Source organism: Leisingera sp. JC11 (assembly GCF_040704725.1).
In the GTDB taxonomy this organism is placed as follows: domain Bacteria; phylum Pseudomonadota; class Alphaproteobacteria; order Rhodobacterales; family Rhodobacteraceae; genus Leisingera.
Map to the genome: position 1 here is coordinate 1 of NZ_JBFCVS010000023.1, position 22489 is coordinate 22489.

General features: G+C 61.8%; 15 protein-coding genes and 1 pseudogene. 11 read left to right on the plus strand and 5 right to left on the minus strand.

Annotation, left to right across the window (positions count from 1 at the left end):
- Window positions 1-87: 87 nt before the first annotated feature.
- Window positions 88-1047: an adenylate/guanylate cyclase domain-containing protein gene (locus AB1A62_RS18955; protein WP_366663083.1), complete on the minus strand. Its 960-nt coding sequence runs from the start codon at window positions 1045-1047 to the stop codon at window positions 88-90.
- A 217-nt stretch (window positions 1048-1264) separates the two neighbouring features.
- On the opposite strand from AB1A62_RS18955, the gene AB1A62_RS18960 reads away from it, so the two are divergent.
- The 6 genes and pseudogenes from AB1A62_RS18960 (at window position 1265) to AB1A62_RS18985 (ending at window position 12168) form a co-directional block, all read left to right on the plus strand.
- Window positions 1265-3001, plus strand: a complete 1737-nt coding sequence (locus AB1A62_RS18960) for an adenylate/guanylate cyclase domain-containing protein (protein ID WP_366663049.1) — start codon at window positions 1265-1267, stop codon at window positions 2999-3001.
- 525 nt (window positions 3002-3526) lie between these two features.
- Window positions 3527-4198, plus strand: a pseudogene (locus AB1A62_RS18965) (transposase); the annotation flags it as partial.
- Window positions 4199-4738: 540 nt separating this feature from the next.
- Window positions 4739-8044 carry an AAA family ATPase gene (locus tag AB1A62_RS18970; RefSeq protein ID WP_366663050.1) on the plus strand — a complete coding sequence of 1102 codons (3306 nt, stop codon included), beginning with the start codon at window positions 4739-4741 and terminating at the stop codon, window positions 8042-8044.
- Window positions 8045-8107: 63 nt separating this feature from the next.
- Window positions 8108-9490 (plus strand): FAD-binding oxidoreductase, encoded by a 1383-nt coding sequence (locus AB1A62_RS18975; RefSeq protein WP_366663051.1) that lies wholly within the window; start codon window positions 8108-8110, stop codon window positions 9488-9490.
- A 5-nt stretch (window positions 9491-9495) separates the two neighbouring features.
- Window positions 9496-10164, plus strand: coding sequence for a DUF1326 domain-containing protein (locus tag AB1A62_RS18980; RefSeq protein WP_366663052.1), 669 nt, complete (start codon window positions 9496-9498; stop codon window positions 10162-10164).
- A gap of 774 nt (window positions 10165-10938) precedes the next feature.
- Window positions 10939-12168 carry an NAD(P)-binding domain-containing protein gene (locus AB1A62_RS18985; protein WP_366663053.1) on the plus strand — a complete coding sequence of 410 codons (1230 nt, stop codon included), beginning with the start codon at window positions 10939-10941 and terminating at the stop codon, window positions 12166-12168.
- Between the two features lie 13 nt (window positions 12169-12181).
- On the opposite strand, the gene AB1A62_RS18990 is transcribed toward AB1A62_RS18985, so the two are convergent.
- The 4 genes from AB1A62_RS18990 to AB1A62_RS19005 form a co-directional block, all read right to left on the minus strand.
- Entirely contained in the window at window positions 12182-14110 is a 1929-nt protein-coding gene (locus tag AB1A62_RS18990) for a BTAD domain-containing putative transcriptional regulator (RefSeq protein WP_366663054.1), read from the minus strand.
- 16 nt (window positions 14111-14126) lie between these two features.
- The gene (locus tag AB1A62_RS18995) at window positions 14127-14381 is read right to left on the minus strand and encodes a hypothetical protein (protein ID WP_366663055.1); all 255 of its coding nucleotides are present in this window, start codon (window positions 14379-14381) and stop codon (window positions 14127-14129) included.
- Window positions 14382-14492: 111 nt separating this feature from the next.
- Window positions 14493-14789 carry a hypothetical protein gene (locus AB1A62_RS19000; protein WP_366663056.1) on the minus strand — a complete coding sequence of 99 codons (297 nt, stop codon included), beginning with the start codon at window positions 14787-14789 and terminating at the stop codon, window positions 14493-14495.
- Window positions 14790-14879: 90 nt separating this feature from the next.
- Window positions 14880-15758: a LysR substrate-binding domain-containing protein gene (locus tag AB1A62_RS19005; protein WP_366663057.1), complete on the minus strand. Its 879-nt coding sequence runs from the start codon at window positions 15756-15758 to the stop codon at window positions 14880-14882.
- Window positions 15759-15880: 122 nt separating this feature from the next.
- Here AB1A62_RS19005 and AB1A62_RS19010 point away from each other — a divergent pair, with 122 nt between their 5' ends.
- The 5 genes from AB1A62_RS19010 (at window position 15881) to AB1A62_RS19030 (ending at window position 22457) form a co-directional block, all read left to right on the plus strand.
- A complete protein-coding gene (locus AB1A62_RS19010) occupies window positions 15881-17491 on the plus strand; it encodes a GMC family oxidoreductase N-terminal domain-containing protein (protein WP_366663058.1) in 1611 nt (536 codons plus the stop codon).
- Entirely contained in the window at window positions 17488-18660 is a 1173-nt protein-coding gene (locus tag AB1A62_RS19015; protein ID WP_366663059.1) for a mandelate racemase/muconate lactonizing enzyme family protein, read from the plus strand. The genes AB1A62_RS19010 and AB1A62_RS19015 overlap by 4 nt, the downstream gene beginning before the upstream one ends.
- Window positions 18660-20144: an aldehyde dehydrogenase family protein gene (locus AB1A62_RS19020; RefSeq protein ID WP_366663060.1), complete on the plus strand. Its 1485-nt coding sequence runs from the start codon at window positions 18660-18662 to the stop codon at window positions 20142-20144. The genes AB1A62_RS19015 and AB1A62_RS19020 overlap by 1 nt, the downstream gene beginning before the upstream one ends.
- 439 nt (window positions 20145-20583) lie before the next feature.
- Entirely contained in the window at window positions 20584-20793 is a 210-nt protein-coding gene (locus AB1A62_RS19025; RefSeq protein ID WP_366663061.1) for a hypothetical protein, read from the plus strand.
- 137 nt (window positions 20794-20930) lie between these two features.
- Window positions 20931-22457: a CHAD domain-containing protein gene (locus AB1A62_RS19030; RefSeq protein WP_366663062.1), complete on the plus strand. Its 1527-nt coding sequence runs from the start codon at window positions 20931-20933 to the stop codon at window positions 22455-22457.
- Window positions 22458-22489: the final 32 nt, after the last annotated feature.

Here is a 22489-nt window from a genome sequence, read left to right on the forward strand (position 1 = left end):
GGCCGACAAGCACATCAACCTGCCGCAGCTTCTGAACTATTTCCTCAGGCTTGTGTCGCTTGTTCGCCATTCTCAGTCCTCCGTTTCCTAAACATAACGGTGGGCCAATTCAGATGGGGCACTCCAAGTCGCATCCGATACCAATATGTCGCCCGCAACGCCTGCAGCCGCTATGCGCGAGGCCTTGTTGACAACGGTACCAAAGAAATCACCTCGGGACTGAACAACATCGCCGGTGTGAATTCCAATGCGCAGGCCCAGGTAAGGTTCTTCGGGTGCAGACGCCACGGCCGCCTGCATTTCGGTGGCGGCCGCAAGCGCTTCGTTGGCAGATGGAAAGACCGACAATGTTCCATCTCCTAAGGATTTGACGAATTGGCCGCGGTGTGCCTGTATTATCTGCGCCAAAATTTGGAAATGGCTGTCGATCACTACCGACCAGCGCTGGTCGCCCAAGGCTTCGGCCAACGCGGTGCTGCCTTCTATATCGGTGAAAAGGACCGAAGCTAAACCTTCGGTCTGAATCAGTTCAGGCCCCTCTTCCCGCGCCGCATCTACCAGTTTCTGGATCGCCAGCTGTTCTCGGCCCACAAGCTCAATGTTGGGGGTGGGAACGGAAGCATGGCGGTTGACGATTTTCCACGCTGCGCCCTGGAGAACGAAAATCAGGACAGTACGGTAAATGACCGCCTCGTCAAAACCGGCAAATCGGATTCTGTGAACAAAGGACGACCAGCCGGTTTCGCCGTTTTCGAAGGCTTCCGCCTCAAGTTCTTCAAACACATCCGGGGCTGCGATCGCAGCGAAAAAGCCGCCGACACCATCGCGGACTGCGCTTCCGTTCCAGAACTCGCCTTCACCCGTGCCTATGAACCGCAATTCATCGTCTGCTGATAAAAAATCCCGCAGTTCGCCCGTGTTCTTCTTGGTTCTGAGTATCTCGTACCATCGCCTCGAGACTGCCAGCAGTTCAGGTGACGGACGGATCATTGCGGTCTGTCCGGGCAACTGCAAAGAGTTCTGCTGTGAAGTTCCTCCAACCGGCATCTCCAAGACACAGCATCTACCACCAATGCTGCAGATGATTGGTGCTCCGATCAAGAGGTTTGAATTGCGTCCGGTTGAACGCATCTACCCAGTAGGGCTTAAACAGGTTGGCATAGGCAAGTCCAGTCTGAGAGCTTGAAAACAGCCTAGGGTTTCTGCTCTGATGATTTCAGTACTATTGCAGCTTTGAAACGGGGCCGACCGAGGACTCTCCAGGATGGACCGCCGCCTCGCCGCCATTCTCGCCGCCGATGTGGTTGGCTACAGCGCACTCGCCGGTGCGAACGAGGAAGGCACGCTGAGGGCCGTTAAGGGGCATTTCAGTGCGCTCGATCCTGTCATCGGCCTGAATGGAGGGCGGCGTTTCAAGACGATGGGTGATGGCTTTCTTGCTGAGTTCCCCTCGGTGGTTGACGCTGTCGCCTGTGCTGAAGCGATGCAGCGCCAGATGGCCGAGCGAAACGCCACGCGCGGCGACGGGCCCGAGGTCCGCTTCCGAATGGGCGTCCACGTTGGCGACGTCGTCGCGGATGCCGAGGATCTTTTGGGCGATGGTGTCAACATCGCCGCCCGGCTGGAAGGAATAGCTGAGCCTGGCGGAATTGTTGTCTCCGGCAGGGTTCACGAAGATGTGGTTGGCAAACTCGATCTCGCATTCCGTGACCTCGGCCAGCAGAGCCTAAAAAACATTGACCGGCCTATTCGCGCTTTCTCGGTCTGTATTGCAGCCGGTACAGCCCCGGCGCCCGCCCCGGCCCGACCCGAGAAACCCTCTGTCGCAGTTCTAGCCTTCGATAATCTTTCGTCCGACCCGGAGCAAGACTATTTCGCCGATGGCATCACCGAGGATATTATCACCGGCCTCTCGCGGGTTCCCTGGCTTTTTGTGATCGCCCGGAACTCTTCTTTTTCCTACAAGGGGCTTTCTGTGGATATCCGCCGGATTGGACGTGAATTGGGGGTGCGTTACGTGCTAGAAGGCTCAGTTCGCAAAGCCAGCCAACGCCTGCGCGTGACTGGCCAGTTGATTGATGCTGAGACCGGCGGCCATATCTGGGCCAATCACTATGATGGCGCGATCGAAGACGTCTTTGACCTGCAAGACGGCATAACCGAAGCGGTTGTCGCCGCGATCACACCTGCGATCCGGCAGTCCGAGATCGGGCGGGCTGAATTGAAACGTCCGGAAAACCTGGATTCTTACGACTATTTTCTGCGCGCTCAGGCAGCAATCTATAAATTCTCTTTCGTTCTTGCCGACCACCATCTTGCCAGCGCGCTGGAAGCGGCTCCCAACTACCCGATGGCGAAGGCCTTGCGCGGGTGGATCCGCACCTTGCTCTGGAACCCGGACACACGGCCAACCTCTGAGCGGTTCGATTTTGCAATCCGAATGGCTCGAGAGGTGTTGGAAGCACCTGACCCCGACATCGAAGCACAGGCATATGCTGGCTACATTCTAGCCTTCCTCTCTGATGATACCGAGTACGGGTTCGCTCTTGTCGATCGGGCGATCGAGGCCTGCCCGAACTGCACCTCGGCTTGGGGATCAAGCTGCATCCTGCGCGGGTTGACAGGTGACGCTCCCACCGCGCTGGCACATAGCGAACGCGCGCTTCGTCTGAACCCAGCTGACCCGATGGGTTACCGCGTCCACTTGGGAACCAGCCTGGCCCACATCGCAAATCAGGACTGGGCGGCACTGCTCGAAACTGCAAACAGGGTACGCGTTTTTCACAACTCTGTGTCGATTTTCCGTCTCAATGAGATCGTAGCTGAGATGGGTCTTGGCAACAATGAACGCGCACAAAAACTCGCCCGGCTGCATATGACCCGCGAACCCGACTTCACCGTCTCAATGTTCCGGGATATGAGGACGCGCATCAGGATCAGCAAGCCCGGCATCTACGAGACATATTACAAGATGCTGTCCGCCGCAGGCATCCCGGAGTAGCCCGGCTTGGCTGCTAAGCTCGGTCGATTGTCTGATCTACGTGCCTGAGGCACTGCAAGGGTGCAAGGTAGACGACTGCCAGAACGCTCGCTTAAGGCAAAATCTGAAACGAGTGTTTGGGCCAGAGCGTCAATCAACCTGGACGACTTCTTTATGCCATTGAAATCAAGTTTTACTTAGCCGGAATCGCCGAGCTCCAATGGGCGGCACTTGCCTTTTGGCAGCCCTGCCTTTCGGAGCAATTCGACATTAGGCGCAATGAGAACATCTGGACGTTGGTAGCGGCGGTACACCCATGCTATGTCGGCGATTTTTATTCCGGGGCGCGTTGCTTCAAGCCGTTTGCGGGCGCGTTCAAGGTCCTCGGCGTGTCCAAGCTTGGAGAGAGCCACGACCTCAGGAATCATGGACCACCAGTAGCCCAGCAACACGCCCTTGCGCGCCTCGGCAAGGGCAAGTTCATATTCACCCTTGTGAAAGTGGTATTCGGAGTGAGCCTGATGCCAGTCCTTGACGGTCGATCCCGGATCGAGGTCGATCGCCCGCCGGCCTGGGTTCTTCCCGCATGTTCGGGTCCTGTCTCGCCTGTTCCGGCGGCTGTTTCTGGAGGGGCTGATGGCGCTTCACCGCGCCGGGGAGCTGGCCTTCTTCGGCGGCCTGGAACCGCTAGCGCAGGCCGATGCCTTCGCAGGGTGGCAGGCTCCTTTGCGCAAGTCCGAATGGGTGATCTATGCCAATCCGCCCTTCGGAGGCCCGAAAGCCGTGCTCGCCTATCTCAGCCGATACACCCACAGGGTGGCCATCTCGAACCGCCGCCTCGTCAGCGCCGACGCGGGCACCGTAGCATTCCTTTGGAAGGACTACAGGATCAAGCGCGGCGACAGGCTGAAAGCCATTCGTTTGGCCACGTCCGAGTTCATCCGCCGCTTCGTGATCCACGTCCTGCCCGACGGCTTTCATCGCATCCGGCACTACGGCTTGCTCGCCTCAGCGCAGCGCAAGGCCAACATCGCCCGATTCCGTGCACTGCTCGGGGCAAAGAGCCCGGCTCAAGAACCGCCAGAAGCCGCCGAGGTCCTCCCGCTCACCCTGCGTGAGCCATGCCCCTGCTGTGGCGGGACGATGCACATCATCGAGATCTTCCGGCGCGGGCAAAATCCGCGGTCCCGCGCACCACCACGGAAGGAGGTGGCATGACGAAACGCCCGTCAGTCCGGTATTGTGAACAACGTGCATCCGCAGAGGCCCGGCTGTCTCCATTTATGCCTGCATTCTCCCCAGGCCCAGACCCGCGCCGGAACGCCGCTTTCGTCGCAGCAATTATCCAGCGGTCCCCGATATGGGCATCCCAACCTGCATCGGAATGCATCCGGCATGGCCGCTGGCTCCAACCGCAGACGCCGCCGTCAGCGCTCTTTCCCCATAGACAGCCCCAAGAGTCCCGCGGCTTCCACCTTGGGAGGTTTTCCAACGCAGGCCGATGTCGCGCCAAGCCGCACTCTCACACCGCGGCCCGCATCAGAAAACCTTGACCAAAGCCGACCTTGAGCAGCCTCGATCCTTGCTGCAGTGCAACCCGTAAAACCAGACGTTGGCCCATGGCACAACATTTTTGAGACCAAACTTGGGGGCCAGGACAAACCTGACTTTCGCAGCGAACGCGCGATCATTACTGCATTTGCGAGAGCAACAGAAGGTCGGACGGTTTCAAGACATTCGTAGCAAGCGCACGGTAGATTGCTTGATACCTTCAAACCCGATCAATTGATCACCCACCGGCTGATTCGTGGACAGCCGGCCCGCTCGGACGGTACTTTCCTGTTGAGCGCCACAGGTGCCGCAGGTCACGATGCTGAGGTGGAAATGCCTGATAAGTTGAAGATCCGGCTTCTTGGAGGATTTGAGATCGTCCTCGATGGCCGTCGTGTCGACGGCTTCCAGAGCCTGCGGCTTCAGAGGTTTCTGGCGTTGCTGACACTGCGGGATGGCGCGCAGCACCGTTCACGGCTGGCGTTCGAGCTATGGCCCGACTCGAGTGAGTCCCAGGCTCGAACCAATCTCCGGAAGCTGCTGCATGAGTTCCGGCAGGCACTGCCTGATAGCGACTTGTTCGCTGACACGGACAGTGAACAGCTACGCTGGCGCGATACGGCACCGGCGAGCGTCGATGTGATGCATTTCCGCGCAGCTATATCCAGTTCCGATTTCCAGGAGGCGGCAGCGATCTATGGCGGCGATCTCCTGCCGGCTTGCTACGATGACTGGGTGCTGGAGGCGCGGTCGTCTTTGCGGAGGGACGCACAGACCGCATTCACCCGGGCCGCGGTGGCTGCCGCCGAACTTGACGAACATGAGGCCGTACTGGAGCACGCTCGCCGGTTGGAAGAACTCGAGCCAACAGACGAAGCCGCTATCTGCCATCAGATCAAAGCGTACCGCGCCCTTGGGGATCGAAATGCAGCCATGCGAGCCTATCACAGGTATGCTGAGGTGGTGGAGCGGGATCTGGGCGTGACGCCAGACGAGGCAGTTCGCAATCTCTATCAAGAAGTCCGCGACGAGTTTGCTCCTTCGGAAGATACGGAGGCCGTGGACACCGCCCCGCCGGAACAGGGGCCGGCAGTTATCGCGCCCTTTGTCGGTCGCGAAGGCGATATCGCCGCCCTTCAATCGGCATGGTCCGCGGCGCAGAGTAAGACCGCCCGTCTCGTGCTTCTGACTGGGGAACCTGGCATCGGCAAGTCGCGCTTGGCGCAAGAGATGGGCCGGCACATCGCGGCTCATGGTCATACGGTGATCACCGCCCGCGCCTACGAGGCAGCCGGCAGGCTGCCGTGGGGGCCGGTGGTGGACCTCCTTCGTTCGGACACGATCCGGGAGCGGATTGATGCGCTTGAGCAGGTTTGGCAAACCGAACTGTCGCGTCTTCTTCCCGAACTCGCCAGTCGCCCAGGAACACCCCCCCGCGCCGGCACGGGCGACCCGGTGCAGCGTCACCGGCTGTTTGATGCAGTCTCGCGAGCACTCGTTTCCCGAGACCGCCCGTGCCTCATTGTAATCGACGATCTGCAATGGTGCGACACAGAAACAATCGATATGATCGGTTACCTCATCCGGGCGAACGCGTCGGCACCGCTGCTGATCGTAGGGACTGTCAGACCCCAGGAGGTGCCAGAAGGCCACCCCCTGACCCGGCTGACGGACGCGCTTGAACGCGACGCTGTCGTGACCGCATTACCGCTCGAAAGGCTTGATATCACCGCAACCGCGGCCCTCGCGGCAAGGATGCGCGGCGTGGAAAGCGTCGATTCCGATTTCGCAGCCCGTCTCTGGACAGCAACAACTGGCAACCCTCTGTTCCTCGTCGAGACGCTTCGTGCCGGGGCTTCCGAGGGGCAGACGTTCGAGCTGACCCCAACCGTGCGGGCCGTCATTCGCACACGCTTGACACGGTTGTCGGAAGGCGCCCGCCGTGTCGCCGAGATGGCGGCGGTGATCGGGCGTGCCTTCACGCTCGATTTGATCGGGGCGGCAAGCAGCACGGACGAGCGCACTCTAATCGAGGCCATCGACGAACTTTGGCAGTGCCGGATCATCGCCGAGCAGGGCGTTCGCTATGACTTTAGCCATGACAAGCTGCGCGAGGTTGCGCTCGAGATGATCAGCCCGGCCCGGCGGCGGCTCCTCCACAGGGCCGCGGCGGGTGCGCTCTTGGCAGTCCATGGTAGCGACCCCGCCGCGATCAGTCCGCAACTTGCCGCCCACTACACCCGTGCCGGAATGATCGAACAGGCGATCGGGGCCTATCGGAAGGCCGGAGCGGGCGCTGTCGCCGTCTCGGCCTTCGAGGAGGCGGTCGACCACTTCCGCCGCGCCTTAACCCTGTTGCCCGAGCTTCCCCGCTCCTCGTCGCGCGACCGGCTGGAACTTGATATCCGCATCGCCCTTGGTTCGCCGCTAGTTGCGCTTGAGGGTTACGGAGCCGAACGGGCGCATCAACTCTATGAACGCGCCATGGCGCTCTGCCGCAAACTCGGCGACCCGGTAGATGCACCGATCCTGCGCGGGCTGGGACTGGCGCGCCTGCAAGGCTGCCGGTTCGCCGATTGCGACCAGATGGGCAGTGCCCTGGCGGAAAGTTCCGATCCGGTTGCCGTGACCGAGGGTCGCTATCTGCTGGGCGTCAGCGCGTTCTGGCAGGGTGAGCTCGCCCGCTCCCGCACCTGTCTGGAAAGCGCCATCGCCAACTATGCTCCCTCGCACACCAGCGAGCATCTGACCCGCTTCGCGCAGGACCCAAAGGCTGTCTGTATGGTCCGCCTGGCCCTGACAGAGTTTTGGCAAGGCGATCCCCGCCGCGCGGAAAAGACTGCCCGCGCTGCCCAGGCGCTGGCAAAGGACATCGGGCAACTAATGACGCTGGGCTATGTCATCACCTATGCCGCCATCGGCGCCGCGGAGGCCGAGGATCTCAACCGTCTCATCCAACTGTTGGCGGACGCAGAGAAACTCCGGAAACGGTTCTCAATGCGCTACCTCTCGGTCGTGCTCGAATCCCTGCAAGGTTGGGTCGACCTGTGCGATGGCGACCGGCGGGGCATCAAACGGATCGCCCAGTCGGTAAAACGCTCCCGGAACGAGGGTGAGAACCTGCACCTGACCTACATGCTCCTGCTGCTCGCCCGGGCGCATGAACGGTGGGGCGACGCGGCGCTCGCGAGGGCGGAAGTTGCAGAGAGCCTGTCACTGACTGCCGCACATGGGCAATTCTATCTGCATTCCGAATTGCGGCGGATGGAGGGCAACCTGGCGCTTGCCAATGGCGAAACGGACACCGCACGGGCGGCCCTGACGGGCGCGATCTCGATTGCGAGGGATCAGGGTGCGCTCTGGTCCGAGCTCAAGGCGCGCACTTCTTTCGCCCTCGGTTTCCCGGGCGAAGGCGCAATACCCGGCCTGCACGCACTGATGACACGGATCCCCTCCGGCCAAGATCTCCCGGCGTTCCGCGCTGCGGCCAGCGTTACGGGGAGCGGCAAATAGGCAGGAACGCTTTCGGAACGGCGCGTCCCGGATCATCTCGGAAGCAATACGGAGGATTCGCCAATGGCAAACCTGACCTTGGACCTGTCCGAGAAGGTTCGCGGCCGGATCATCACGGCCTCAGACGCCGGCTACGACGATGCCCGCGCCGTCTACAACGCAATGCATGACCGCCGGCCCGGCGTCATTGTCCAGTGCGCCGATGCCGCCGATGTGATGGCGGCAGTGTCCTTCGCGCGTGAAGGCGGCCTCGATCTTGCCGTCCGCGGCGGCGGGCACTCTGTCCCCGGCTTCGGCACCATCGACGGCGGGCTGGTGATCGACTTGTCGAAGATCAACAATGTCCAGGTCGACCCGCAGAAGAAGGTCGCCCGCGTCGGTGGCGGGGCGACCTTCGGCGATGTCGACCACGCGACCTATCCCTTTGGGCTGGCCGCTCCAGGCGGTGTGATCTCGACTACCGGCGTCGGCGGGCTGACGCTTGGCGGCGGCATCGGGTATCTCACCCGCCGCGCCGGACTGTCGATCGACAACCTCCTGTCAGCCGATGTGGTTTTGGCGGACGGCCGGCAGGTCACCGCCAGCAACTACCAAAACGAGGATCTTTTCTGGGCCTTGCGCGGCGGCGGTGGCAATTTCGGCGTTGTCACCAATTTCGAGTTCCAGTTGCACGATGTCGGTGACATCTCCGGCGGCCCCCTGTTTTACGAGTTTGAGGACGCGAAAGCCGTCCTGCAGGGCTATCGAGACTACATAGCCGAGGCGCCCGAGGCACTCGGCTGCTTCTTTGGCTGGCAGATCGCGCCCGACCTGCCCTTCATCCCGCGCGACCGCGTCGGCGATCTCTTCTGCGTATTGGTCCCCTGCTGGACCGGAGCGGCGGAGGATACGGACCGGGTGATCAATTCATTGCGCGACTTGGCCGAGGTCAAGGCAGAATTCTTCCAACGCATGCCCTTCCCCGCGATGAACAGCCTCTTTAACGACGCGGTCCCGCATGGCATGCAGAATTACTGGAAGGCTGATTTCATCACCGAGTTGACAGATGACGCGATCGACGTCCATTGCGCGCACGGGGCAAACACTCCTCACGTCAGTTCGTCCATGCACCTCCATCCGATCAACGGGGCGGCGCAGCGAGTAGGTGCGGATGAAACTGCCTTTGGCCACCGTGACAAGCTGTTTTCCCCTGTAATCGCAGGCATCTGGGACGATCCCGCCGAGAACGAGGCCAACATCCGCTGGGTGCGCGACTACTATGACGCTATCCACCCGCACTCCGGTTCCGAAGGTGGTTACATCAACTTCATGTCCGACGATGACGGCCACCGGGTGGCGCAAAACTATGGCGCCAACCATGCTCGCCTAGCCGACGTGAAGGCCATCTACGACCCGGACAACGTCTTCCACGTCAACCAGAACATCCAACCTGCCGCCACGGGGTGAGACCGATGACCGACAAGTGGCTTTTCAAAAGCGAGACCTACGACAACTGCAACTGCGCCATAAACTGCGGCTGCCAGTTCAACCTTCCGACGACCCACGGGAAATGCGAATCGGCCTATGTCGGCGAGATTATCGAGGGGCATTTCAATGGCACGCCGTTGGGCGGGCTCCGCTGGTCGGCGATCTACAAGTGGCCGGGTGAGATTGCCGATGGGGACGGCCGCGCGCTGATCGTCATCGAAGAACGCGCCGCTCCCGCACAGCGGGCGGCGTTGGAGACGATCCTGCGCGGCAAAAGCTGCGCGCCGCTGAGCAACGTTTTCGCCGTCTTCGCCTCGACCTGCTCGGAATTCTGCGAGACGCAATTCCTGCCGATCCATCTGGAAAAGGACCTAGACGCCCGCACCGCACGGGCCGAGATCCCAGGCATTCTGAAGAGCACCGGGCGCCCGCACATCAACGAGTTCACCGGCGAGACCTTCGACATCGCGCTCGCCCGCAAGGCCGGCAGCATCGAGTTCACCTATGCTGAGTTGGGTCTCGGTAGGACAAAGGTGACGGGCGAAATCGAGATGGCCTTCGAAGATACCTGGGCGCTCTTCGTCGTGCATCATTTCGACCAAGATGGTCTGGTGCGCGAGCGGCCGCGGCTGACAGCGTGGCTTGGGGTGTGAGACTTTAAGCCCAATGAAGTGTGAATGATGGTTAGGAGAATTGCAGAGCTTCTCGAAACAGGGCTACGACGGGAACAGGCTTTCGTTTTCGGAACACGTGCGTTGGCTGTGCTAATCACTGCGATCAAAACAGTCGCTAGAGTGCTCCTGGACATGTCGGCGATCTCCATCACCTTCGGCAGCGTGAACGGCATGGGTCGCAACGTCGGTTCTCCCGAGCAAACCTGAAGTCTGTAAAGGGCTATTCCTACATTCAGCCGTTGTAAAAGTGCAATTACGGCAAAGGCCCGGAGTAATCCCGGTATCCGTCGATCAAAGCAATGAATATGCCGCGGGCCGAATCTACATCTGCTTTGCCTCCCGGTATTGCAGCATATTGTAAGCGAACGGCCCAAGCCTTTGCGATTGTGGCTATGGGCTCACAGCCGACTTGCGGCCCCGCAGCTTCGAGTTCTCTCCCAGGTTCCCATTACCGGCACCAGCCAGATGGCAGCAGGCAGCCCAAAGCGGCCCTAGCCGCGAGTTTCAGCCGCAAGGGTGCTGTAAATGCGCATTTCAGCCGGAGCGGCCATTCAACTGCCCGGGCGCACCAACTGCAATGCTGCGGCCAGCACCAAGAACCTGTTCCTTCTCATGGCGGGTTCATTGGGCCGGTTCGAAAATTTTGGGCAAATTGACGAATAATAGACGCCAGGGGAACAGGTCTGCTGACAGGCAAATGACGGCGCCACCCGACTATCGGAAGCATCTGAAATGCCCGATAGGAGAAAAGTCATGAAACATGTCAACACTGTCATCATCGGTGGCGGCCAAGCCGGCTTGGCGATGGGACGCTGCCTGTTCGAACACGGCGTTGATAACGTCATTCTGGAACGCGGAAGGATCGGTGAGAGATGGCACAGCGAACGCTGGGACTCTCTGAGACTGCTGACCCCGAACTGGCAGAGCCGCCTGCCGCATTGGGCCTATGAAGGCGACGCGCCGGATGCCTTCATGTCTGTGCCGGACTTCATCGAAAGGCTGGAGCGGTACGCTCGCTCCTATGATGCCTGCATCGAATGCGGCACCACCGTTACAGCCGTGCAGCGGCAGGAAAACGGCAGGTTCCGGGTCGCGACGGACCGCGGTGAGTGGAGCGCACAGAACGTGGTGGTTGCAACCGGGTTCTGCGATACACCGCGTGTTCCCGATTTCGCGGAAAACCTGCCGGATGACGTCGTGCAAATCGTTCCGTCGGAATACCGGAACCCTTCGCAGGTGCCTGATGGGCATGTGCTGGTTGTCGGTGCCTCGGCGACCGGTCTGCAAATCGCCGAAGAACTCCTCAGGGCCGGGCGCCCCGTAACTGTCTCGGTCGGAACCCATATCCGGGTGCCGCGGCGGTACCGCGGGCGCGACATCCTGTATTGGATGGATGCGACCGGCGGGGTTGCTGCCGCAGCCGATCCCGCCGATGAACGGGGCAATCCGCCGCCGCAGCTGGTAGGGTCCGCCGAAAACCGCGATTTGGATCTGTCAACGGTGCAAAAGCTGGGCGCGCGCCTGGTCGGCCGCACGGCAGGTGTCGAGGACGGCCGGATCCTCTTTGCCGATACGCTCCGCCAAAGCGTCGAGAAAGCAGACAGGATGATGTTCGAACTGCTTGGCAAGATCGATGGTTTCATCGAGGCCAAGGGGTATGACGTTCCGCCTGCCAAAGCCGGTGAGATCCAGCCCGTCCCGATCCCCGATGAACCCGCGCAAAGAAGCATTGGCACAGACCGCGTCCGCTCTGTTGTCTGGGCGACCGGCTATCAGCGCAAGTATCCCTGGCTAAAAATTCCGGTGCTGAATGACCGCGGAGAAATTGCGCACAAGGAGGGCATCAGCCCGGTTGCCGGCCTTTATGTCCTTGGAATGCGGTTTCAGAAACGCAAGTATTCCAACCTGATTGACGGCGTCGGCCGCGATGCCGAAGACCTTGCCGGGCATATCGCCGAAAGGGCGAGGGCCATCGCTGCATAACCCGGGCTCAACGTCAGTCCAGCAATTTCAACGCGCCGAGGAGCAAGTCACGATCCTCGGCGCGTTCCAGCGGAAAACCCTGCGCCGTTTCGACCGGATCCAACCCGGTTCCCGGCGTTCGGATGGCGGCCCTGGCGCGTTCCAACTCTCTTCCCGAGCCCGTTTGGGCGCTGGATGCCAGAAGATAAACCAGATCATCGACCCTTTTGCGGCTGATGCGATCGAGAACTCGCAGCGTCTCTTCAAACCGCTGCTGGTGAAACAGCGCCCGGGCCAGGTGGCTCCAATATCGCTCCGGGTGGTACGGGTTCAGCCGCATCGATTTGCGAACCCACTCTTCGCCGGCAACCGGCTCGCCCGCAAAAGTCAGAATCTCGCCCATCGCGCACAGTGAGCGGTCGTCGTTGGGGTTCAGAAACAAGGCGCGCTCCTGATGCCAAAGCGCCCGGCGGACATTGCCTCTGGTCAAATGGTTCTGAGCCAGAACCCGGTGGCACTCGCTTTCATTTTCGTCCAGTTCAAGCCCGTGTTCGGCCGCCGCCTGCGACTGATCCACCAGTCTTGCCGGGTCATCCAGCTTGTGAACGATCGCCTGGCCCAGACCGCAGGCCAGCCAGGCATGGGCCACCGCATAATCCGGGTCCTTGCTGATCGCCAGCTTGAACAAATCGAGGCATTTCCGGCAATCGGCAGCCGTGAACAAATGGTGATGATACTTGCCTCTCAGCAGAATGTCATAGGCTTCCAGGCGCTGCGGATCCAAGCCGCGTGATTGCATCAGCCGGGCGCTTTCCACCCGCCCCACGAGCGTCGAGACAACCGTCGAAACGATTTCCGTCTGAACCTTGAAGACATCACCCATTTGACGGTTGTATTGCTCCGCCCAGATTGCCGTGCCGCGTTCAGCGCTCAAAAGCTGAACACTGATCCGCACCGCATCGCCTGAGCGACGCACGCTGCCCCTGACCAGAAAGGACGCCCCCAGGGCAGAGGCGACTTCATCTTCGGGGGTTGCCCGGCCGCGATACCGGAAGGACGATGGCCGGGCGATAAGCTCCAGCTCGCTGAAACGGGACAGGGCCGTCGTCAGATCCTCGGTGATACCATCTGAAAAGTACAAATCGCTTTCGTCTGAGAGGTTTTCGAACGGCAGAACGGCCACAACAGGTTTGCCAGTCAACTGGGTCGTCTCGGACCGGGAGGGCGTCCCCGGCAGAGCCGATAGCCCGGAATTGGAAATGGCGTCAAAAACGGCCTGTGTTTCCGGGCTTGGAGTTGTATCGAGGTCCCGCTGCAAAGCCTCGCCGCATAACTTGAACTGGCGCATGGCTTCCGACCGGCGGCCTTGCCGGTTCAGCAGTTCCATCAAGGCGCGATGCGCCATTTCGCAGCACGGGTCTATCGCAAGTTTGCGTCTCAGGGCCGCCTCTGCCTCGGTATCGGCCCCTGCCGCAACCAGTTTGCCGGCCACACGGTCGATCATGGTACAGGCCATCGCGCGCAGCCTTTCCCGCGTGCCGCGCGCCCAGGCCTCGAATTCCTCGGCCTGGACATGAAAGGACTCAAGGAAGTCTCCCCGATACAGCCCAAGCGCTTCCTGCAGTTCAGCAACGTCATGACAATCCTTGCTGCGAACAAAGACAGAAACATCCGCATCGCAAAGTGACGTGTTCAGCCTCAGCGTATCGCCATCACTGCAGACGGCGGGGCCAAGCACCCGCCGGATTTGCGACAGCGCTTGCCTCAGGTTATGACGGGCACGCTCGTCGCCCGTATTGCCCCACAGCATGGTGGCAACACGTTCGCGCGTGGCCGGGCGGCCGTCTTCCATGGAAAGAAAGGCGAGCAAAGCTTGCGATTTCTTGGCGAGCCCTGAAGCGGCGCCTTTGGATAGCCGAACTTCACTTCCTCCGAAGAACAGCAAGAATACCCGGTTACTCATTTTCTAAATATATTGGTTAGGTAGCCTTTGACCAGCGAAGCATCTTGAAAGTAGAACAGTTCAGGAACCGGACGCTTGTGAGATTGCCAAAATATGCCAGTTCATCGATGCCTTCTCTGGCATCCATCGTTGGAAATCCCGGAACATTCGACTCTGGCGCTGCCGCCTGGACTGCAACAAGAGCCAAGCCAATATCAGAAGCCAGTGCAGTCAATCCCTTGTTTTGCATCGCGTGGGTGATCCTGGAGAATGCGCCTGCGGCGAATGTCAACTTCGGCGCGCGGCGCTGCAGCAAAAAATCTCAGCTGGTTGCGTCAAGAGGCCGAGTTTGCCAAGGGCGTTTCCTGCGCAAAGGTGCCGTTAGCTGTGCGCTATCATGGGTTTATTTGATTGCGGAGAGGGCAGGTAGGATACGGCGGTTGCCTGCTCCCGCAGCCAACACTAATTCGCAAGACATATCAAAGGTTTCGGATAGAACATCCGGGGCCTGCACCGTGTTTGGGTTCTGCGTGTCCGCCGCAAGACGCAACAGCTCGGCCAGATCCCTCTCCAGGGTCAGATCCAAGCCAGTGCTCTCCGCCGCAGGTGTCAGCACGATCCGCTCCACCAGGGACCGCAGCGCCTCCTTGGCTTCTTCCACGCCCTCGGCGGAGCCAAGGCCCTTGATCAGCCGCGACACCGGCTCCCAGTAGCGGGTGTAGGGAAGCGGCCACTGTCCCGGCTGGACAGGGTGTAAAACAGACGTCAGCCGGGGCGGGGCTGCCTCAGGTTACTTGTTCGCTTCTTTCCGCAGCCAATCCACCAGTGCGGTGACTTCAGGCCGGAAGCGGTTGCGGTCCGAAGGCAGCACAAGAAAATGCCCTTGGCGGGACGGCAACGTCAGCTCGCTCGCCCGTACCAGCTTGCCGCTTTCCAAATAGGGCTGCGCAAAAACCTCTGCGACCAGAGCAATGCCTAAGCCGCGGCTGGCCAGTTCCAGTGCGATCAGCGACTGATCCACTTTGTATGCGGGCTCCTGAACCGGGCATTCCGGCTCATGCAAGGCAAAGAAGTGCCGCCAAGTATCGACAACGCCGGCAAGTTCAATCAGCGGGCCCTGGGCCAGCGACCGGGGACTGCCGCTGGCGCGCAGGGCAGGGGCGCAGACGGCGATTACTTCGTTGCTCATCAGGGGCAGCACTTTGCCGTCCGACCAATTTCCGTCGCCATACCGGATGTCTACGTCGATCTCCTCTCCCTCGGCCAATTCTGCCCACGAGGCCGACAACACCCGAAGGCGGCTGTCCGGACTGTCTGCTTTGAAATGCTCCAGTCGCGGGACCAGCCAAAGCAAGTTCAATGAACTGACGCAGCGCAGGGTTATCTCCGCTTCCGCTCCCTTACCGAAAAGGCTCGAAGTCGTGGCGTCGAGATCGGCAAAAGCCTTGGCGACCACCGGCCGGTAGGCCTGCCCCAGCCGGGTCAGGAGCAGCGACTTGCGCTCCCGGCGGAACAGTTTGTGGCCGAGCTGGGCTTCGAGGCCCCGGACCTGATAACTGACGGCAGAAGGCGTCAGGCCGAGCTCTTCGGCAGCCAGGGTGAAATTGCCAAGCCTCGCACTGGCGTCAAAGGCCCGCAGCCAGCTCAAAGGGGGAAGTTCCTTATACATTCCGCCAGCATAGCTGGTCTGCGAATTTTTTTAATAGTACGGCAAAAAATTTTTCGTTTTGGATTTTCGGGGCGGCTTTGTAACGGTCATGCAAGAGCACTTAGGGCAGGCGACCAGGAAACGTGACGGACTACGATTACATCATCATCGGCGCGGGATCCGCAGGCTGCGTGCTGGCGGAGCGGCTCAGCACTTCCGGGCGCCATAAGGTGCTGGTCCTGGAGGCGGGCGGGCGCGGCCGGTCGCCGTGGATCAGCCTGCCGCTCGGGTATGGCAAGACCTTCTTCGACCCGGCAGTGAACTGGAAGTACCAGACCGAGCCGGAAGAGGCGCTGGCCGGGCGCAGCGGCTACTGGCCGCGCGGAAAGGTCGTGGGCGGATCGGGCGCGATCAACGCCCTGGTCTATGCCCGCGGGCTGCCGCATGACTTCGACGATTGGGAAACATCCGGCGCCACCGGCTGGGGCTGGGACGCGGTGCGCCTGACCTACGAGGCGATGGAGACCCGGGTCACTGCCCGCGGCGACCGCCAGGGCAACGGGCCGCTGCACGTGCAGGACGTCTCCGATCAGATCCATCCGGTCAACCGGCATTTCTTCGCGGCCGCAGGTGAATTGGGACTGCCGCTTACCAAGGATATCAACGGCAGCGCCAATGAAGGCGCGGCGGTCTACCGGATCAACACCAGCGGCGGGCGGCGGATGCATTCGGCGCGGGCTTACCTCGCGCCGGCACTGAAGCGGAGGAACGTGACCCTGATGACCGGCGTGCTGGTGGAGCGGATTGTGTTTGAGGGCCGCCGGGCCGCTGCGGTGCAGCTGAGCCAACGCGGCAGGGCGCTGACGCTTCGGGCCGGGCGCGAGATCATTCTTTCGGCCGGGGCGGTGACCTCTCCGCGGCTGCTGCAACTGTCGGGAATCGGCCCGGCGGAACTGTTGCAATCCCATGGCATCACCCCGCTTCTGGATGCGCCGCATGTGGGCGGCAACCTGCAGGACCACCTCGGCATCAACTATTACTTCCGCGCCACCGAGCCGACACTCAACAACGCGCTGCGGCCGCTCCTGGGCAAAGTGCGGGCGGCCTTGCAATACGGCCTCACCCGGCGCGGGCCGCTGGCGCTGTCGGTGAACCAGTGCGGCGGCTACTTCCGCTCGGCGCCGAAACTGAGGCGGCCGGATCAGCAGCTTTATTTCAACCCGGTCACCTACACGACCACGCCGAACGGCAAGCGCACGGTGGTGCAGCCCGACCCCTTCCCCGGCTTCATCATCGGCTTTCAGCCATCCCGTCCCACCAGCCGCGGCCGCATCGACATCAGTGCGGCCGACCCGGTGGCACCGCCGCGCATCCGGCCCAATTCGCTCGCGACCGAAGAGGACACGGCGCAGGTGATAGCGGGCGGGAGGCTGTGCCAGCGGCTGATCTCCACCAAGGCGCTCGAGGGGCTGGTGGAATCCGCCATGGACCCGGACCTGCGCCGTATGGACGATGATCAGATCCTCGCCGATTTCCGCGAGCGCTGCGGCACCGTCTTCCATCCTTCGGGCACTTGCCGGATGGGCTCGGACCCTGCGGTCTCCGTGGTGTCACCGCGGCTGAAGGTGCACGGGATCGAGGGCATCCGCGTCGCCGATGCCTCGGTCTTTCCCAACATCACCTCGGGCAACACCAACGCCCCCACCATGATGCTGGCGCACCGCGCCGCCGATCTGATTCTGGAGGATGCATGAGCACGCCTTATTCCAAGTCCGGCGCGGTGCCGGTTTCCAATGACCGCGGCAAGGACGATACCGGGCCGCGAATCCGCCGGATCGAAACCTTCTGCACGCCGCTGATCGGCTTTGTGCGGGTCACCGCCGAGGATGGCACGGCCGGCTGGGGGCAGGTATCCACCTACAGCAGCGACCTGACCTGCGAGATCCTGCACCGGCAGGTGGCGCCCTGGGCGCTGGGACGCGGCATGGATGCGCTGGAGGATGTGGTCGCCGAGATCCCGCTGCGCGAGCACAAATTCCCCGGCACCTATCTGCGCCGGGCCATGGCGGGGCTGGACACCGCGGTCTGGGACTGGCGCGGCAAGGCCGCGGGCAAACCGGTGGCCGAACTGCTGGGCGGCTCGGCCGGTCCGCTGCGGGCCTATGCGTCCTCGATGCGGCGCGACATCACGCCCGGGGACGAGGCCGCGCGGATGCAGAAATTGCGCGACGATTTCGGATTTGACGCCTTCAAGGTGCGGGTGGGCGCTGAATGCGGCCAGGACCGGGACGAATGGGAAGGGCGCACCGAGGCGATCATCCCAGCCATCCGCAAGGCCATGGGCCCGGAGGCGGCGCTGCTGGTTGACGGCAACTCGGGCTTTGGCCCCGCCCGCGCGATCGAGGTCGGGCGGATGCTGGAGGCCAACGGCTACGAGCATTTCGAGGAGCCCTGCCCCTACTGGGAGCTGGAGCAGACCGCCGAAGTCGCACGCGAATTGTCTATCGACGTGGCGGGCGGCGAGCAGGACTGGGACTTGCAGCAGTGGAAGCGCATCGTCGCGATGCGCGCGGTGGATATCATCCAGCCAGACATCCTGTACCTGGGCGGCATGGTGCGCAGCATGGAAGTAGCCCGCATGGGCCATGCCGCCGGGCTGCCGTGCACCCCGCATGCTGCCAACCTGTCTCTGGTGACATTGTTCACCATGCATCTGTTGCGCGCGGTCCCAAATCCGGGCCGTTACCTGGAGTTCTCGATCGAGGGCGACGACTACTACCCGTGGCAGCGCGAATTGTTCCTGAATGACCCCTACACCATTTCCGGCGGCCAGGCGGTTGTGACCGAAGCCCCCGGCTGGGGCGTCGAGATCAACCCAGAGTGGCTTGCCAAATCCACCTACAAATGCAGCGAGGACGCCTGATGACCTCCGACCGTCTGATTTCCACCTATTTCGAAACCGGCACCCTGCCGGACCTGCCGCGCGATCACTTCATCGGCGGGCGGTTCGTGGCCCCCGAAGGCGGCGCCCGGATGGAGAGTTTCGATGCGGGCACCGGCCAAGCCTTCGCCGAATTTGCCGCGGGCACCGCTCCGGACGTGGACCGCGCCGTGGCCAGCGCCGCCGAGGGCTTCGAGATCTGGCGCAGCACGCCGCCCGCCCGGCGCTGCGCGATCCTGATGGAAGCGGCCCGGCTGATGCGGGCCGAGGCGGACCGTCTTGCTGTGGTGGAAAGCCTCGACAGTGGCAAGACTCTGGCGGAGGCGCAAGGCGACGTCGCGGGCTCGGCGCGGCTGTTCGAGTATTACGCCGGCGCCGCCGACAAGCTCGACGGGCGCAGTGTCAACCTTGGTAACGGCAATGCCGCCTTCACCCTGCGCGAGCCGGTGGGAGTGACCGCCCATATCGTGCCGTGGAACTATCCGACCTCGACGCTTGCGCGCGGTATTGCGCCGGCGCTCGCGGCTGGCTGCTCGGCGGTGGTGAAACCGGCGGAGACCACGCCCTTCACCGCGCTGATGATTGCCGAGCTGCTGATCCGCGCGGGCGTGCCTGCGGGCGTGGTGAACGTGGTGACCGGCACCGGCCTTGAGGCGGGCGCGCCGCTGGTCGCCGATCCGCGGGTGCGGCACGTGACCTTCACCGGTTCGGTTGCAACCGGTGTGGGCGTGATGCAGGCGGTGGCGCCGAATGTGACCGGGCTCACGCTGGAGCTTGGCGGTAAGTCGCCGCTGATCGCTTTCGCCGATGCCGATGCGGAGGCGGTGGCGGAGGGTGCGCTCTGGGCGATCTTCTCCAACTCCGGGCAGATCTGCTCGGCCGGTTCGCGGCTGGTGATTCACCGCGATCTGCACGCCGAAGTGCTGGAGCGGCTGGTCAAGAAGGCGCAAGCCCTGCGTTTCGGACATGGCCTGCGCAATCCGGACATGGGCGCGGTGAACTCCGAGCGGCATCTGGCGCAGATCGCAGGCCACGTGGAGCGCGCCCGCGCGCGCGGGGTTGAGATTGTGACCGGCGGCAAGGCGGCAGCGGACCCGGAAACCGGCAACGGCTGGTTCTATGAGCCGACCATCCTCGACGATCTCGCCGCCAGTGACGAGGCCGTGACGCAGGAAATCTTCGGCCCCGTTCTCGCCGTGCAGACCTTTGACACGGAAGAGGAAGCACTGGCGCTTGCCAACGGCACCGACTTCGCCCTGGCGGCCGGGATCTACACCCGCGACATATCCACCGCCCTGCGCATGGCGCAGCGGGTGGATGCCGGGCAGGTCACTGTCAACGACTATTGGGCCGGCGGTATCGAGCTGCCCTTCGGCGGCAACCGCAAGTCAGGGTTCGGCCGCGAAAAGGGGCTGGAGGGGCTCGACGCCTACACCCGTTCAAAATCTGTCACACTTGCAGTGTAAGGCGCTGCAAGACGGCTTTTCCCAAGGAGGCAGAACAGGATGCCGAAGGCTTCGGCCGCCCTGGCGGCGACGGCCCGGCGGTGTTTTTGGCAGGCCCGCTGCGGGCGGGCTGGGCCTGAACAACCGCGTCCAGGCCGCAGAGCCGAAGAAGGGCGGCACCCTGCGGGCGGGCTAAGGCCAAGCACTACTTGTCCAAGCCGGGTCTCAGCGGTCTTGATGTGACCTGCACACCACGGATACCGCATTCAACGGTGCTGTTCTCCGAGGCGGCCAAGAGCGAGGGAACCAACCTGAAGGTCGCGCGCGAGCCGGATGATGGCTATGCGTTTCGGGGCTCGAGCCACATGCACAGGGGCGTGTGCCGCTCAAGGGATACCGCTTGCCAGGTTGGGGTGCCGGTCCTACAATTTCCGCAGTATCGTTTAGCTTGAGGCCGATCATGAAACGATATCGCATTGCGGAGACAGATGATCGCGGTGAAGTAGGCTGGGTATGGGGCTTCACTCCGGCCGAGCGGTGCGCTCGCCCCTATCTTGTCGGCCGTGAAAAGCATCTCAGCACCGATAAACTCGAAATCCTTGAAGCCAAGCGCCAATCGGCGGCTGCGTGGATCTGTTCGGTTGAGAGGGAAACCTCCCGGGCTCGGTAACCGTTTTTCTGAACTTGCGCAGTGGAGAACATTGCGGCAGTAGGCGGAGCTTCGCCTCAAAGAAGAAACAAAGGCTTTCAGAGAACCGCCGGAAAGCTGATCAAAATCCGTCTGAGCCAGAAGAAGAAACATGACTGATGGCCAAAGTGAAACAGAATTCTTTCGTGCTGAAGGGGGCCATTGGCGCGGATGACATTGAAAGCTGGAGCGGCAAGCTCTCTGTTGTCGAAGGCCAAACCGGAAAACCGCAGTCATGTATCGTTCTGGACTGTTTCGATCAGAAGATCCGCAAATCCGGCCGGGTGCTGCTGGAAACAGGCGGCGAGCTGCTGCTGTACTGCGGAAAGGGGGACGCACTGAAGCAACCTGCGCGGCGTGATGGCGACTTCGTCAGCGATTTGGCCGAAGGGCCTGTAAAGGCTGCGATAGACGGAATGTTCCCCCTGCGCTGCTTGCTTCCCGTCGCTAGCGGTACTGTGGTTTTGCGGCGCCTAGCTGTGGTCGATGGCGGAAAAAATACTCATGCACGGCTGCACTTGCAGCATTTCGTGGATGGCTGCCCGCCCTTTACCTTGGCCAGGCTGCAATCTCTGCGCGGCTACGGCCAGGCAGCCAAGGAACTGCGCAGAATCTTGCTTGGGCTAGGCGGCCGGCCGGCGGACGCCAAGACAATTTATCCGCTGCTGGCACCAGGCGTAGCACCCTATGTGGCCAAACCGAAAATTCCCCTGACCGGGAACGAAAGCGCATTCGGCGCTGCCACGGACATAATCCGCAGCTACTTCGCCGTGGCCCGCCAAAACGAAGCCGGAGCCGCCGCCGGACTGGATACAGAATTCTTGCACGACTACCGGGTGGCTCTGCGAAAGATCCGTTCAGTCCTGAGCCTGTTCAAGCGTGTTTTCAGTGCCGCCGCCACCGCGCGCCTAAAAAAAAGCTTCTCCCGCCTGATGGCACCCACGGGCCGGCTGCGTGACCTGGATGTTTATCTTCTGGAACGGCAGAGCTACTTCGATCTGTTGCCTCCCACGCTTCACACTGGGCTGACGGTCATTTTCGATGCCTTCGAGGCGGAGCGCGCAGTATTGCAGGCCGCCTTGGCAAAGCGGTTCAGGAGTGCTGCCTATAAGCGCGAGACCGGCGAGTTGCAGGTTGAGTTTGAGCACCCGCAGAGCTTGCTGCGCGGCCCGAAGGGGACTGTGCCAGCCCATACCTATGCTCAGATGCTGATCTGGAAGCGCTACCGGAAGATCTGCCGGATCGCCGCCCGGATCAGCGGCAGCACGCCGGATGAAGAAGTCCATAAACTCCGCATCAACTGCAAGAAGCTGCGTTACCTGATGGAGTTCTTTGCTCCACTGTTCCCGCCGAAAGACTGTAAACTTCTGCTGAAGCCGCTGAAATTGCTGCAGGATAATCTCGGCCTAATCAACGACTACTCGGTACAGCAGGTTTCACTGCGGGAGTTCGTCCGCAGCAGCCCGGCTATGAAAGGGGCGATGGGGTTGGAGGCTGCACAAAGTATCGGAGCCCTGATCGCGATCCTGCACCAGCGCCAATCGGCCGAGCGGGCACGGGTGGCCGAAAGTTTCTCAACCTTCAATAGCAGTCAAACCCAAGATCGTTTCAGGTTTTTGTTCCACTGCAAGCTGCCGCAGAGCTGAAAACCTCGGCCTGCTGCTGCAAGAAGGGCCGG

Bases quoted from the DNA above. Each gene is read 5' to 3' on its own strand.
- AB1A62_RS18955 (WP_366663083.1), bottom strand. From the start codon at position 1,047: ATGCCGGTTGGAGGAACTTCACAGCAGAACTCTTTGCAGTTGCCCGGA.
- AB1A62_RS18960 (WP_366663049.1), top strand. From the start codon at position 1,265: ATGGACCGCCGCCTCGCCGCCATTCTCGCCGCCGATGTGGTTGGCTAC.
- AB1A62_RS18975 (WP_366663051.1), top strand. From the start codon at position 8,108: ATGGCAAACCTGACCTTGGACCTGTCCGAGAAGGTTCGCGGCCGGATC.
- AB1A62_RS18980 (WP_366663052.1), top strand. From the start codon at position 9,496: ATGACCGACAAGTGGCTTTTCAAAAGCGAGACCTACGACAACTGCAAC.
- AB1A62_RS18985 (WP_366663053.1), top strand. From the start codon at position 10,939: ATGAAACATGTCAACACTGTCATCATCGGTGGCGGCCAAGCCGGCTTG.
- AB1A62_RS18990 (WP_366663054.1), bottom strand. From the start codon at position 14,110: ATGAGTAACCGGGTATTCTTGCTGTTCTTCGGAGGAAGTGAAGTTCGG.
- AB1A62_RS19005 (WP_366663057.1), bottom strand. From the start codon at position 15,758: ATGTATAAGGAACTTCCCCCTTTGAGCTGGCTGCGGGCCTTTGACGCC.
- AB1A62_RS19015 (WP_366663059.1), top strand. From the start codon at position 17,488: ATGAGCACGCCTTATTCCAAGTCCGGCGCGGTGCCGGTTTCCAATGAC.
- AB1A62_RS19020 (WP_366663060.1), top strand. From the start codon at position 18,660: ATGACCTCCGACCGTCTGATTTCCACCTATTTCGAAACCGGCACCCTG.
- AB1A62_RS19025 (WP_366663061.1), top strand. From the start codon at position 20,584: ATGAAACGATATCGCATTGCGGAGACAGATGATCGCGGTGAAGTAGGC.
- AB1A62_RS19030 (WP_366663062.1), top strand. From the start codon at position 20,931: ATGGCCAAAGTGAAACAGAATTCTTTCGTGCTGAAGGGGGCCATTGGC.